At 46.6% G+C, this 13,860-nt stretch carries 9 protein-coding genes; 8 read left to right on the top strand and 1 reads right to left on the bottom strand.

Features of this window, described 5'->3' with window-relative positions; all coding sequences use genetic code 11:
* Nucleotide 1: 1 nt before the first annotated feature.
* A complete protein-coding gene (gene thrA, locus AAHN97_RS13135) occupies nucleotides 2-2,443 on the bottom strand; it encodes a bifunctional aspartate kinase/homoserine dehydrogenase I (RefSeq protein WP_343308088.1) in 2,442 nt (813 codons plus the stop codon).
* A gap of 617 nt (nucleotides 2,444-3,060) precedes the next feature.
* Between thrA and AAHN97_RS13130 the strand changes: the two genes are divergently transcribed.
* From AAHN97_RS13130 to AAHN97_RS13095, 8 genes are all read left to right on the top strand, one after another.
* Nucleotides 3,061-4,218 carry a homogentisate 1,2-dioxygenase gene (locus AAHN97_RS13130; protein WP_343308087.1) on the top strand — a complete coding sequence of 386 codons (1,158 nt, stop codon included), beginning with the start codon at nucleotides 3,061-3,063 and terminating at the stop codon, nucleotides 4,216-4,218.
* 15 nt (nucleotides 4,219-4,233) lie between these two features.
* Complete coding sequence (locus AAHN97_RS13125) at nucleotides 4,234-5,226, top strand: aldo/keto reductase (protein ID WP_343308086.1); 993 nt, start codon at nucleotides 4,234-4,236, stop codon at nucleotides 5,224-5,226.
* 29 nt (nucleotides 5,227-5,255) lie between these two features.
* On the top strand, nucleotides 5,256-6,386 hold the full coding sequence (gene hppD / locus AAHN97_RS13120; RefSeq protein ID WP_343308085.1) for a 4-hydroxyphenylpyruvate dioxygenase: 1,131 nt from the start codon (nucleotides 5,256-5,258) through the stop codon (nucleotides 6,384-6,386).
* A gap of 328 nt (nucleotides 6,387-6,714) precedes the next feature.
* Entirely contained in the window at nucleotides 6,715-7,521 is an 807-nt protein-coding gene (locus AAHN97_RS13115; RefSeq protein ID WP_343308084.1) for a L,D-transpeptidase family protein, read from the top strand.
* 309 nt (nucleotides 7,522-7,830) lie between these two features.
* On the top strand, nucleotides 7,831-8,403 hold the full coding sequence (locus AAHN97_RS13110; RefSeq protein ID WP_343308083.1) for a gluconate 2-dehydrogenase subunit 3 family protein: 573 nt from the start codon (nucleotides 7,831-7,833) through the stop codon (nucleotides 8,401-8,403).
* 30 nt (nucleotides 8,404-8,433) lie between these two features.
* Nucleotides 8,434-10,128, top strand: coding sequence for a GMC family oxidoreductase (locus tag AAHN97_RS13105; RefSeq protein ID WP_343308082.1), 1,695 nt, complete (start codon nucleotides 8,434-8,436; stop codon nucleotides 10,126-10,128).
* 81 nt (nucleotides 10,129-10,209) lie between these two features.
* The gene (locus AAHN97_RS13100) at nucleotides 10,210-11,910 is read left to right on the top strand and encodes a GMC family oxidoreductase (RefSeq protein WP_343308081.1); all 1,701 of its coding nucleotides are present in this window, start codon (nucleotides 10,210-10,212) and stop codon (nucleotides 11,908-11,910) included.
* A 32-nt stretch (nucleotides 11,911-11,942) separates the two neighbouring features.
* Nucleotides 11,943-13,757, top strand: coding sequence for a glycoside hydrolase family 35 protein (locus AAHN97_RS13095; protein WP_343308080.1), 1,815 nt, complete (start codon nucleotides 11,943-11,945; stop codon nucleotides 13,755-13,757).
* Nucleotides 13,758-13,860 lie beyond the last annotated feature (103 nt).

Raw genomic sequence — 13,860 nt, 5'->3', positions numbered from 1 at the left:
TTTATCTAACGGTTCTGATAATGTCTGCAAATATGCCGGAGGCGGTTACATCTGCCCCTGCACCGGCGCCTTTTACGATCAGTGGTTGTGCGGAATAACGGTTAGTGGTGAACAATACAATGTTGTCTTTCCCTTCCAGGTGATATAAAGGATGTGCCGGGCCGATGGATTGCAGGCCTACAGAGGCAAGCCCGTTATTGTATTGCGCCACAAACTTCAAACGTTCTCCTTTATCTGCCGCTGCCTGTAAAAGCTGCTGGAAATGAGGGGCGTGTACATCCAGTTGTTCGTAGAATGCAGGCACGTCTTTGGCATTCAGGCAGGCATCCGGAAGGAAGGAATTATTTTTGATATCTTCCATTTCCAATACAGCACCACTTTCCCTGGCCAGGATCAGGATCTTGCGCATCACATCTTTACCACTCAGGTCTATCCGCGGATCCGGTTCGGTATAGCCTTCATCCTGTGCGGCTTTTACTACCTCGCGGAAGTTGGCGCCATTCACAAAATGATTGAAGATGAAGTTCAGGCTTCCGCTGAGCACCGCCTGTATGGTTTGTATCTTGTCCCCGCTGCGCACCATATCATTCAGGGTATTGATCACCGGTAAGCCGGCTCCTACATTTGTTTCAAACAGGAAGGAAGCATTGAACTTACGGGCAAGGTCTTTCAGACCTTTGTAATTAGCGTAGTCAGCAGAGCAGGCTATCTTGTTGCAGGTTACAACGGAAATGCCATGCTGCAGGAAGGTAGCGTATAACCCTGCTACCTCATCGCTGGCGGTATTATCCACAAAAACACTGTTGCGCAGGTTCATGGCCTGTACCTTCTGTGCAAATTGAGCGAGATCCATATTATCGCCGGTAGCCAGTTCTTCTTTCCACTGCTGCAGGTTGAGCCCGCTTTCAGAGAAGCGCATTTTCCGGCTGTTGGAAATGGCGATGATCCTTACCTGCAGGCCAAGCTCATCCAGCAGGTATTGCTGTTGTAATTGCAACTGCTCTAATAATTTACCGCCTACATTGCCTGTGCCTGCCACAAAAACGTTCAGCTGTTTGGCTTCTGATTCAAAGAAGGCTTCGTGCATCACATTCAAGGCTTTCCTTACATCGCTTTTATTGATCACAGCGGAGATGTTCTTTTCGGTGGAACCTTGTGCAATGGCCCGCACGTTAATGGCGTTACGGCCCAGTGCGCCGAAGAATTTTCCACTCATGCCGTGGTGGTTCTTCATATTATCACCTACTACCGCCACAATGCAAAGGTCTTTTTCCACGATCAGCGGCTCTATGCGTTTGTCGTGTATCTCCTGTGCAAATTCACTGTCTACCACTGCCTTGGCTTTGAGCATATCACTTTCGTGTATGCCCACGGTAATAGAGTGTTCCGATGAGCTTTGGGTGATCAGGATCACGTTCACCTTTTCTCTAAGTAAGGCATCGAAGAGCCTTTTGGAGAACCCGGGAATTCCTACCATGCCGCTGCCTTCAAGAGTGAGCAATGCAATCTTCTGGATGCCGGAGATGCCGGTGACCGGGAAGGTTTTTTCGCCGTTATCCTGTATCAGTGTGCCGTAATCATCTGGAGCGAAAGTGTTTTTGATCCAGATAGGAATGCGGCGGTTCATTACGGGTTGAATGGTGGGCGGGTAGATCACTTTGGCGCCGAAGTGAGACAGCTCCATGGCTTCCTCATAAGAGATGCGGGGAATGGCAATGGCTTGCGGCACGAGGCGCGGATCGGCTGTCATCATCCCGCTTACATCTGTCCAGATCTCCAGTACATTGGCATCCATGGCTGCGGCTACAATAGCAGCGGTGTAGTCGGAGCCACCACGCCCAAGGGTAGTGGTTTCCTTATCGATAGTAGCGGAAATGAATCCCGGCAATACCACGTATTCAGATTGCTGATGCTGGAAATAACTGGTGATCTGGTGATCGGTGATCTCAAAATCAACGAGCGCATGACCGAACTGCGCATCTGTGGCAATCAGTTCACGACTGTCTTTCCAGGTTGCGGAAAGCCCGGAGTGTTTGAGTTTTTCTGCTACGAGCCAGGAGGAGAGGAGTTCTCCAAAACTCATGATCTTATCCAAAGAGCGTTTACTGAGCTCTTCTACCTGGAAGATACCGTCACATAAAGATTCCAGTTGATTGAGCTGTTTCTTCACCTGGCTAAGCAGGCCGCTTTGTACCGTGATAGGGAATAAGCCACGGATGGTGTCCAGGTGTTTGGCTTCAATTTCCTGCAGGAGGGTTTTGTATTGTTCCTGCCCCTGACCGGCCAGCTGGCCACATTGAATAAGCTTATCCGTTATACCGCTCATCGCCGAAACAACAATCGCCATATTACCCTTACGCTTATACGCAGCTACAATGCTGCAAACCTGCTCTATTGCCTGGGTGCTTCCAACGGAAGTACCTCCGAATTTTAAAACTTGCATGAAAAGTATATTGATGAATAGAAATAGGGCATCCCTGCCTGGGTGTACCATTAAATGGTCGATGGACGATATGTAATAATTAACCCCCTATGGGGTTGTTGTGGTTGTTGTTGTAATAATAGTGCCGTACACGCTCGAAGAGAGTGGCGCGATACGGATAATATGTGAGGAGAATAAATACACTATTATTTTATGACTTTTGCATTACAAAGGTGTGGCATTTAAACCGAAAATGCAAATGGTTGTATCAGATTTAGAAAATATCTAAAAAGGAGGGATTCTTCTCTTTATGAGCCATGATGGAGTGTTTTATGGTAATTGTACTGATGGGAATGTAAATATATTCAGACAATATTGTGACAAATTGGCTTTTAAAGCTACGCTGATGCCCAATTAAAACTTTTCCTTGTTTTATAAAAAATAACTGTAATTTTAAGGCCTCATGCATTCAATGCTATCATATAGTACACAAAGCAGTTACTGCTATCTCATGGCTACTCTTGCCATGGATTCGTCCTTATAATCTCTTCTCTTTTTCCATCTTTTTTTAATTCAATCTGTTATTAATGTATTGCCGATGTTCCGGCTTTATCGTTAATACGCTAATTAAACCCATTATGCCACAGTACCACAAGCTTGGGCAGATCCCGCATAAGCGGCATACACAGTTCCGTAAACCGGATGGCAAATTGTATTCCGAGCAGCTTTTTTCCACGGAAGGTTTTTCTTCCCACTATTCCCTGTTGTATCATTGCCACCCGCCAACGGAGATTGTAAAGGTGGATGAGCCTTACAGTGTGATGCCGCATGTAGCGGAAGAGAAAATGCTGAAACACCGCAGTTTCCAGGGCTTTAACATACAACCGGAAAGTGATTACCTGAAAAGCCGCAAGCCGGTACTGGTGAATAGTGATGTACATATTTCACTCGCTGCACCACAGCACAGCACCAAAGATTACTTCTATAAAAATGCAGATGCGGATGAACTGCTGTTCGTTCATGAAGGCAGCGGTATCCTGCATTCCCAATATGGCATGCTGGAGTTCGGATATGGGGATTATCTGGTAATACCACGCGGTACTATCTATCAGCTGGAATTCTTCAATACAGATAACCGTTTGTTCATTGTGGAATCTTTTAGTCCTATCCGTTTCCCCAAACGTTACCTCAGCCACTACGGTCAGCTGCTGGAAAACGCACCTTTCTGCGAACGGGATATCCGCCAGCCGCAACACCTGGAAACAATAGATCAGGCAGGAGATTTCACCATCCTCATTAAAAAGAAAGGCATCATGTATCCCATCCATTACGGGCATCATCCTTTTGATGTGGTAGGATGGGATGGATGTGAATACCCTTATGCTTTTTCCATTCACGATTTTGAACCGATCACAGGGCGCGTGCATCAGCCGCCGCCGGTGCATCAGACCTTTGAAGGGAATAACTTTGTGGTATGCTCCTTCTGCCCGCGTTTATTTGATTATCATCCGCTGGCTGTTCCGGCTCCTTATAATCACAGCAATATAGACAGTGATGAAGTATTGTATTATGTAGACGGGGATTTTATGAGCCGTAAACATGTTACCCGCGGTATGATCACCCTTCACCCTGCAGGTATCCCGCATGGCCCGCATCCTGGTGCCGTGGAAAAAAGTATCGGCGCAAAGGAAACAAAAGAACTGGCGGTAATGGTAGATACTTTTCATCCTTTACAGATCACAAAAGAAGCACTCGGCATTGAAGACCAGCAATACGTAATGAGCTGGGCAGAATAAAATAAAAATCTAAGCATGGAATACAGACAACTCGGACAAAGCGATCTCCAGGTTTCCGCCATCACTTTTGGCGCATGGGCTATTGGAGGATGGATGTGGGGCGGCTCAGAACGCAAGGACGCCAGGGAAGCCATCAGGGCTTCTATCGACCAGGGCGTTACTTCTATTGATACGGCTCCTATCTACGGTATGGGTACCAGTGAAGAGATCGTGGGAGAAGCATTGGAAGGCATCGCCAGGGATAAAGTACAGATCCTGACCAAATTCGGGCTCACCTGGGAAGGCACCAAAGGGCAGTTCTACTTTAAAAGTAAGGATAACAGCAACAAAGACATCGATATCTATAAGTATGCCGGTAAAGAGAATGTGATCAAAGAATGTGAGGACAGTCTCCGCCGCCTTCGTACAGACTATATCGATCTGTACCAGATCCACTGGGCAGATGAAACAACACCGATCGAAGAAACATTTGAAGCGGTATTACGCTTGCAGGAGCAGGGAAAGATCCGTGCTGCAGGTGTATGCAATTACAATGTGGAACAGATGAAACGGGCAGAGAGCGTGCTTTCCCTCGCTTCCAACCAGGTGCCTTTCAGTATGGTAGAGCGTACCGTAGAAAAAGAGCTGGTGCCTTATTGCATAGAAAATAAAAAAGGTATACTCGCCTACAGCCCTTTACAACGCGGCATCTTAACCGGCAAGATCAAACCTGGTCATCAGTTTGGAGAAGGAGATCACCGCCCCGGCACTAAATTCTATCAGCCGGATAACATTGCGCGGATCAATGCATTCCTGGGATTGATCAAACCGCTGGCGGAAACAAAGAATGCCACGCTGGCACAGTTAGTGATCCGCTGGACGATTGAGCGCCCCGGTATCACCGTTGCACTGGTAGGTGCAAGGGATGCAGGCCAGGCCGTTCAGAATGCAAAGGCCATCGATATCAAACTGGCACCGGAAGAAATAGATTTTATCAACAAGCACTTAAATGCTTTAACCTTAGTATAAATACATACACCAAAACAATCCTTTTTATTATGAACACTGCAGTAGTATCTCCTAAACAGGCTCAAAACCAAGAAGATTTCCTACCGCTCAACGGAACCGATTACGTGGAGTTTTATGTAGGCAATGCAAAACAGGCAGCTCATTTTTATAAAACAGCTTTTGGCTTTCAGTCACTGGCCTACGCAGGCCCGGAAACCGGCGTGAAAGACCGTGTTTCTTATGTGCTGGTGCAAAACAAACTTCGTTTTGTACTCACTACTTCATTACGTCAGGGAACAGAAATTTCCCGTCATGTGGATGAACATGGGGATGGTGTAAAAGTACTGGCCATCTGGGTAGATGATGCACGCGCTGCTTTTGAAGAAACCGTAAAACGTGGTGCAAAACCTTACCTGGAGCCGGTAGTAGAGAAAGATGAATTTGGAGAAGTGGTGCGCAGCGGTATTCATACCTATGGAGAAACCGTTCACCTCTTTATAGAACGTAAGAACTACCATGGTACCTTCCTGCCCGGTTTCAGGCCATGGCAGAGTTCGTATCAGCCTTTACCAACAGGCCTGGAATACGTGGACCATTGCGTAGGCAATGTGGGATGGAATGAAATGAACACCTGGGTGGATTTCTATGCCAAAACCATGGGTTTCCATAACCTCGTATCCTTTGACGATAAGGATATCTCCACGGAATATTCCGCACTGATGAGTAAGGTGATGAGCAACGGCAACGGCCGTATCAAATTCCCCATCAATGAGCCGGCTGAAGGAAAGAAAAAATCACAGATCGAAGAATACCTGGATTTCTATGGCGGCCCCGGTGTGCAGCACGTAGCCATTGCCACGAATGACATCGTGCATACAGTAAGCGAACTGCAAAAAAGGGGAATAGAATTCCTGACCGTTCCTTCATCTTATTATGAAACCTTACTGCAAAGGGTAGGTAAGATCGATGAAGACCTGCAACCGCTGCAGGACCTGGGCATCCTGGTAGACCGGGATGATGAAGGTTACCTGCTGCAGATCTTTACCAAACCATTGCAGGACAGGCCTACCGTGTTCTTCGAGATCATTCAGCGGAAAGGTGCTAAATCCTTCGGAAAAGGCAATTTCAAAGCGCTGTTTGAATCTATTGAAAGAGAACAGGAACTGAGAGGCAACTTATAATTTTCAGGGTTACAACAATATCAATCTCGGCCGGGGCCACCTTAAACGGGTGGCCCCTTTTTTTATGTTTTTAACAGTACTTTAGCCACTAAATCATTAATTTTGACGTTTATATCTATGGATTTAAGAGATTTATTCGGGTATTTGTTCATTTTAGCGGGACTTTTACAACTTTTAACCGCTTATCTGATCTTCGCGGGCCAACGGCATTACGTACTCCGTTTTGCAAACCGCAAGGTTGGTTCAATAATATATATTATTTTTGCATTTGTACTGTTCTACCTGGCGTATTATTACCTGGCCTAGGACCTGGGAAAGCTTAAAACATATGAAGCGTATTTTATTTGGCATTATTATCCTGATGGGCGCTGCGAATGTACAGGCGCAACAATCGTTCCTCGAGAATCAGAAATTATTCCCGAGGGTAGGGGAGGCATTCCGTGAGAAGGAGGAATCCATTAAAAAGGAATTCGCTAAAAAAGGCCTGAGTTACCCGGCCAAACAGATCTACATCCGCTCCTTTAAGCTGGATAGTGAACTGGAGATCTGGGTAAGGAACAATGTAACAGATACTTTCAGCCTGCTCAAAACTTACCGCGTTTGTACGCTCTCCGGTAAAATGGGGCCTAAACGTAAGGAAGGAGACCGCCAGGTGCCGGAAGGGTTCTATTACATCAACGATTTTAACCCCAACAGCAGCTTTCACCTCTCTTTAGGTATCAACTATCCCAATTACTCAGACAGGATCCTCAGTGATCCTAAAAAGCCCGGTGGAGATATCTACATCCATGGTAACTGCCTTACTATCGGATGTATTCCTTTAACTGACGAATTTATTGAAGAAGTATATATCATGGCCGTGAACGCCAAGAACAACGGACAGGATTTCATTCCTGTACATGTGTTCCCCGTGCGTTTCGGCAACTCACGGTCTATGGACTACCTGGGCAGCATTTCCCTCACGGATAATGATGCACAGAAATTCTGGCTGAACCTGAAAGCTGCGTATGACTATTTTGAGAAGAACCGGAAACTGCCGGTGATACTGGTGAACAGCCAGGGTAAATATGTACATACCAATACCCAGGCCAGCACTGAATCCCTGGCACAAACGAAAACTGCTTCGGGTAATTAAAAAAAACTAATAAAAAAAAGGCTGTATCGTTTGATACAGCCCTTTTTTTATGAGGTGTAAATTGTACGCGATTTTTAAGGCATCTATGGCTCAACCATGGGCCAACCATGGGCCATCCCCGGAGCAACCCCGGGACAGCACCGGAATTACCAGGCAAAATCTGACGGAAACTGCCCCGAAACTTCTCATTTTCTCCTCTTTGTGTTAAAATTACACACTATTGTTCCCGGAGCCTCCATTTTATTTTGGAATCTCGATTTTTTTTCGAAACTTACCGGACGGTCATAAAGGTCAAATCAATTTACTATCATGAACAGAAGAGATGCTATCAGGAATGTTGCTATCCTCATGGGAACAGCACTTTCTGCTTCCACGTTAGCGGCTCTGGAGGGGTGCACCAGCTCCGGGCCCAAAAATTATACCCTGCAAACGCCGGAAACCAAGGCCTTGCTGGCAGAGATTGCCGAAACAATTATTCCCGAAACTTCTACCCCCGGTGCCAAAGCCGCAAAAGTGGAAGACTTTATCCTCGTAATGGTAGGTGACTGCTATGACGAAAAAGCACAGAAAGAATTCACGGATGGCCTGAACAAAGTAAATGAGGAAAGCAAAAAGCAATTCTCTAAATCTTTCATGGACATCACTCCTGAACAACGTACTGAGCTTTTAACCGCCATCGATAAGGAAAGAGTGGAATACAACAAACGCAAAGACAAAAAGAAGGATGACCCTGTTCATTACTTCCAGTACATGAAGGAGCTTACGCTGCTGGGGTACTTTACGTCTGAACCAGGTGCTACCAAAGCACTGCGTTATGTAGCCGTTCCCGGGAGGTACGATGCTTGTGTGCCTTATAAGAAAGGTGACAAGGCCTGGGCATAATTTTTCTAATTTCTTCTAACAATTACCGTAATGAACCTGAACATAAAAGCACAGGACCAGCATACGTTTGATGCCATCGTAATTGGCTCCGGCGTAAGTGGCGGATGGGCTGCAAAAGAGCTCACTGAAAAAGGATTGAAAGTTTTAATGCTGGACCGGGGTAAGAACCTCGAACACGGCAAATATGAAACAGCAACCAAAAATCCATGGGAATTCGAACACCGCGGAAAGATCACACAAGAGCAAAAGAAAACCCACGAGAAACTGAGCCGTGACTACCCTTACAGCGAACACAACGAAAAATACTGGATCAACGATAGCGAAAGTCCTTATAAAGAAGACAAACGCTTCGACTGGTACCGCCCTGATATCGTGGGTGGTAAATCCATCATGTGGGGCCGCCAGAGCTACCGCCTGAGTGATATTGATTTTGAAGCAAACCTGAAAGATGGTATTGCTGTAGACTGGCCTATCCGTTATAAAGACATTGCTCCCTGGTACGATTATGTTGAACGCTTCGCAGGCATTAGCGGTCAGGCAGAAGGTTTGCCACAACTGCCCGATGGCCAGTTCCAGCCGGTTATGCCTATGAACTGTGTGGAAAAGGATGTGAAAGCCAAAGTGGAAGCTGCGTTTAAAAACCGCAGGATCACCATGGGCCGCGTGGCCAATATTACTGAAGCGCTGCCCGGCCGTACCAAATGCCAGTTCAGGAATCTTTGCAGCAGGGGCTGTCCGTTCGGCGGATACTTCAGCACGCAATCTTCCACACTGCCTGCAGCTAATGCAACAGGCAATCTCACACTGCGCCCGGATTCCATCGTAAACTCTATTATCTATGATGAGAAAGCCGGCAAAGCAACCGGAGTAAAGGTGATCGACAAACACACCAAGGAGATGGTGGAATACTATGCGAAGATCATTTTCGTAAATGGTTCCACACTGGGGTCCACTTTCGTATTAATGAACTCTATTTCCAGCCGTTTCCCGAATGGCCTGGGTAATGATAGTGGCGTACTGGGTAAATACCTGATGGACCACCATTTCCGCACAGGCGCCTCCGGTATTGCGGAAGGTTATGATGATAAATACTTCTACGGCCGCCGTCCGAACGGCATCTATGTTCCCCGTTACCGTAACCTTAATGGTGACAAACGTGATTACATCCGTGGCTTCGGCTACCAGGGTGGTGCCAGCCGCAGCGGATGGAGCAGGGGAGTTGCTGAAATGGGTGTGGGTAAAGACTTCAAAGAAATGCTTACAGAACCAGGCCAATGGAGCATGGGTATGGGTGGTTTCGGAGAATGCCTGCCTTATGAAGATAACTACGTAGCGCTGGATAATTCCGTGAAAGATGCATGGGGCCAGCCTGTTCTGCGCTTTAATGCAGAGTTCAAAGAGAATGAAATGAAAATGCGTAAGGACATGATGAATGACGCAGCGGAAATGTTGGAAGCTGCCGGCATGAAGAATGTGAAAACGTATGATAATGGTTCCTACCCGGGTATGGCTATCCATGAAATGGGTACTGCACGTATGGGCCGCGATCCTAAAACTTCCATCCTCAATGAATGGAACCAGGTACATTCCGTGAAGAATGTGTTCGTAACAGATGGAGCGGCTATGACCTCTGCATCCTGCGTGAACCCTTCGCTCACTTACATGGCTTTAACAGCCAGGGCAGCGGACTATGCGGTGAAGGAACTGAAAAAAGGAAATCTCTGATCCTGATAAAGGGTACGGAAATACTTTAATAGGTTAAAGAGCCGCCCTCCAGCGGCTCTTTATTTTTACAACCACGTTTACATGAACCTGAACATCAAAGCAGAAAAAGAAAACACCTACGATGCCATTGTTGTAGGATCTGGTATCAGTGGCGGCTGGGCTGCCAAAGAGTTGAGCGAAAAAGGGCTGAAGACCCTTGTGCTGGAAAGAGGCCGCAATGTAGAGCATATTAAAGATTATAAAACGGCCAACTGGAACCCCTGGGATTTCAAACACGGCGGCTGGCAATCCAATGAGATGAAGGGAAATCATCCTATCCAAAGCCGCTGTTACGCATTTGATGAAGCCACACAGGATTTCTGGGTGAACGATAAAGAGAATCCTTACAATGAGGTAAAGCCCTTCAACTGGCTGCGTGGTAACCACGTTGGCGGAAGATCGCTCATGTGGGGCCGCCAGGTATACCGCTGGAGTGATATTGACTTTGAAGCAAACGCTAAAGATGGCCATGGTGTTGACTGGCCTATCCGTTATAAAGACATTGCACCCTGGTACAGTTATGTGGAGAAGTTTGCCGGCATCAGCGGGCAGGCAGAAGGTTTGCCGCAATTGCCGGATGGAGAGTTCCTGCCGCCAATGGAAATGAACTGTTTGGAAAAACATGTGGCCGCAAGGATCAAAGAAACATATAAAGACCGTATCATGACCATTGGTCGTGTTGCACATATTACGAAGGCATTGGAAGGCAGTACCCGGGGTACCTGCCAGTATCGCGACCGATGCGCACGTGGCTGCCCCTTTGGTGCTTATTTCAGCAGCAACGCTTCCACACTGCCGGCAGCGGCAGCCACCGGTAATATGACGTTGCGGCCATTCTCCATTGTACTGGAAGTGATCTTTGACGATGCCACGCAGAAAGCAAAAGGTGTTCGCATCATGGATGCGGAAACAAAAGAAGTGATAGAGTATTATGCGAAGATCATTTTCCTGAATGCTTCTACATTAGGCACTGCTTCCATATTACTTAATTCGGTATCCAAACGATTCCCCACCGGTTTGGGTAACGATAGTGACCAGGTAGGCCGCAACCTGATGGATCATCACTTTGGTGTAGGTGCAGGCGGTTCCTTTGAAGGATTTGAAGATCAGTATGTATATGGAAGAAGAGCAAATGGCATTTACATTCCCCGCTTCCGCAACATCAGCGCTGCTACCAAACGTAATGATTACGTACGTGGTTTCGGTTACCAGGGTGGCGCTTCCCGCGGCCGCCACAGCGAATTAGATGGCATTGGTGTTACCTTGAAAGAATCCAATACAGAACCGGGGCAATGGGGCATGTGGATCGGTGCATGGGGTGAACATTTACCTTATGCAGATAATACGGTTCGTCTCAATAAAGAGAAAAAAGATAAGTGGGGGTTACCCACTTTGGATATTGATTGCAACTTCAGAGAGAATGAAATGGCGATGCGTAAAGATATGCTGGAGAGTGCAAAAGAAATGCTGGAAGCCGCAGGCCTGAAGAATGTAGGAGGAAATGATGAAATGCCGCCTCCTGGCCACTGTATCCACGAAATGGGTACAGCCAGGATGGGCCGTGATCCTAAAACATCCGTGCTGAACGGGTTTAACCAGATGCATGCAGTGAAGAATGTGTTTATTTCTGATGGTGCCTGCATGACTTCTTCTGCCTGCCAGAACCCTTCTATCACCTATATGGCATTAACAGCGAGAGCGGCTGATCATGCAGTTTCTGAATTAAAGAAGGGGAATATTTAATAGATTTACGGCTCAATACAGTGTAACAAAGAATGAAAGAGCTACTCTTAACTACCTGCCTGGCAGTAACCTGCTTTATGGCACAGGCACAGGCTGACCGAAAGCCACACACATTTGCCCTAAGTAAATCTGATTTCCTGCTGGATGGTAAACCTTATCAACTGATCAGTGGAGAAATGCATCCTGCCCGCATTCCGAAAGAATACTGGCGGCACCGTATCCAGATGGCGAAGGCCATGGGCTGTAATACCATTGCCGCTTACATCTTCTGGAACTATCATGAAAGCACTGAAGGTACTTTCGATTTTAAAACAGAGAACCGCAACATTGCAGAGTTTGTAAAGATCTGCCAGGAAGAGAACATGTGGGTGTTATTCCGCCCCGGCCCTTATGTATGCGCAGAATGGGAGTTTGGCGGGTTGCCGCCTTATCTGCTGCGCATCCCTGATATCAAGGTGCGCTGTCTTGATCCCCACTACATGGCAGCTGTGGAGCGTTACGTGAAAGCGCTGGCCAATGAAGTGAAAAGCCTGCAGGTAACAAATGGCGGTCCCATCCTGATGGTACAGGTGGAAAACGAATATGGCAGCTTTGGAAATGATAAAAATTACCTGCTGCGTTTGAAAGAACTCTGGGACCAGAATGGTATCAATGTTCCGTATTACACCGCTGATGGTCCTACGGCTTTTATGCTGGAAGCCGGCTCTATTCCCGGTGCAGCAATAGGTTTGGATTCAGGCGGCTCGGATGCTGACTTTGCAGCAGCTGCACGCCAGAACCCTGATGTACCTTCTTTCAGCAGTGAATCTTATCCCGGATGGTTAACACACTGGGGAGAGAAATGGGCAAGGCCGGGTATTGATGGCATTGTGAAAGAGATCAAATATCTCCTGGATAATAAAAAGTCTTTTAACTTTTATGTGATCCATGGTGGAACGAATTTCGGTTATACTGCCGGCGCTAACTCCGGTGGAAAAGGCTACGAGCCGGACCTTACCAGTTATGATTACGATGCACCTATCAATGAGAACGGAGATACCACCGCTAAGTATAATGCACTGCGTAACCTGATCGGTTCTTATCTGCCAAAAGGTAAAAAACTGCCTAAGATCCCCGCTGCTATACCCACCATCACTTTCCCGGATGTACAGCTGCAGCCTTATACCAGTATCTGGGAACACCTGCCGCAAGCCATTCCATCCGTACAACCTAAAACATTTGAAGCATACGGGCAGGATTATGGTTTCATGTTGTATAAAACAAAACTCATCGGTCACAAGAGCGGAAAGCTCACCATTACAGAGCTGCATGACTATGCTACTGTTTATCTCAATGGAAAATACATTGGTAAGCTGGATCGCAGATTAGGCGAAAACACCATCAGTATTCCAAAGAGTGATGTGAAAGATCCTGTGCTGGAGATACTCGTGGAAGGAATGGGCCGTATCAACTTTGCGCAGTACCTTATAGATCGTAAAGGAATCACAGACCGTGTGGTGTTAAATGGTATGACGCTGATGAACTGGGAAGTGTATGGTTTGCCCATGAACGAAGCATTCATTCATTCACTGAAAGCATCACAGGCAACAGCAGATAAACCTGGTCAGTACTTCAAAGGCAGTTTTCAACTGGCCAAAACAGGCGATACTTTCATTGATGTGAGTGCATATAAGAAAGGAATTGTATGGGTAAATGGCCATAATTTGGGTCGTTTCTGGGAGATAGGTCCGCAGAAAAGACTGTACTGTCCCGCAAGCTGGCTGAAAAACGGAGAGAATGAAATACTCATTTTCGACCTGCATCAGACAACCGCGGCTACTATCTCCGGCCATAGAACAATGGAGTAAAAAATGTAAAATGTAATCCGTTACATGTAAGGGGAAAGAGAGGCGTAGCTTCTTTTTCCCCTTTACTTTTTGATTTTATGGATAAAAAAAATTAACTTAAAGT

This window comes from Chitinophaga niabensis, assembly GCF_039545795.1.
GTDB classification, from domain to species: Bacteria; Bacteroidota; Bacteroidia; order Chitinophagales; family Chitinophagaceae; genus Chitinophaga; species Chitinophaga niabensis_B.
The sequence above is the reverse complement of the archived record's forward strand: the minus strand, read 5'-3'. Positions and strand labels throughout refer to the sequence as shown.

Excerpts from the sequence above, each read along its gene's own strand:
- thrA (WP_343308088.1), bottom strand. The coding sequence starts at position 2,443 with ATGCAAGTTTTAAAATTCGGAGGTACTTCCGTTGGAAGCACCCAGGCA.
- AAHN97_RS13130 (WP_343308087.1), top strand. The coding sequence starts at position 3,061 with ATGCCACAGTACCACAAGCTTGGGCAGATCCCGCATAAGCGGCATACA.
- AAHN97_RS13125 (WP_343308086.1), top strand. The coding sequence starts at position 4,234 with ATGGAATACAGACAACTCGGACAAAGCGATCTCCAGGTTTCCGCCATC.
- hppD (WP_343308085.1), top strand. The coding sequence starts at position 5,256 with ATGAACACTGCAGTAGTATCTCCTAAACAGGCTCAAAACCAAGAAGAT.
- AAHN97_RS13115 (WP_343308084.1), top strand. The coding sequence starts at position 6,715 with ATGAAGCGTATTTTATTTGGCATTATTATCCTGATGGGCGCTGCGAAT.
- AAHN97_RS13110 (WP_343308083.1), top strand. The coding sequence starts at position 7,831 with ATGAACAGAAGAGATGCTATCAGGAATGTTGCTATCCTCATGGGAACA.
- AAHN97_RS13105 (WP_343308082.1), top strand. The coding sequence starts at position 8,434 with ATGAACCTGAACATAAAAGCACAGGACCAGCATACGTTTGATGCCATC.
- AAHN97_RS13100 (WP_343308081.1), top strand. The coding sequence starts at position 10,210 with ATGAACCTGAACATCAAAGCAGAAAAAGAAAACACCTACGATGCCATT.
- AAHN97_RS13095 (WP_343308080.1), top strand. The coding sequence starts at position 11,943 with ATGAAAGAGCTACTCTTAACTACCTGCCTGGCAGTAACCTGCTTTATG.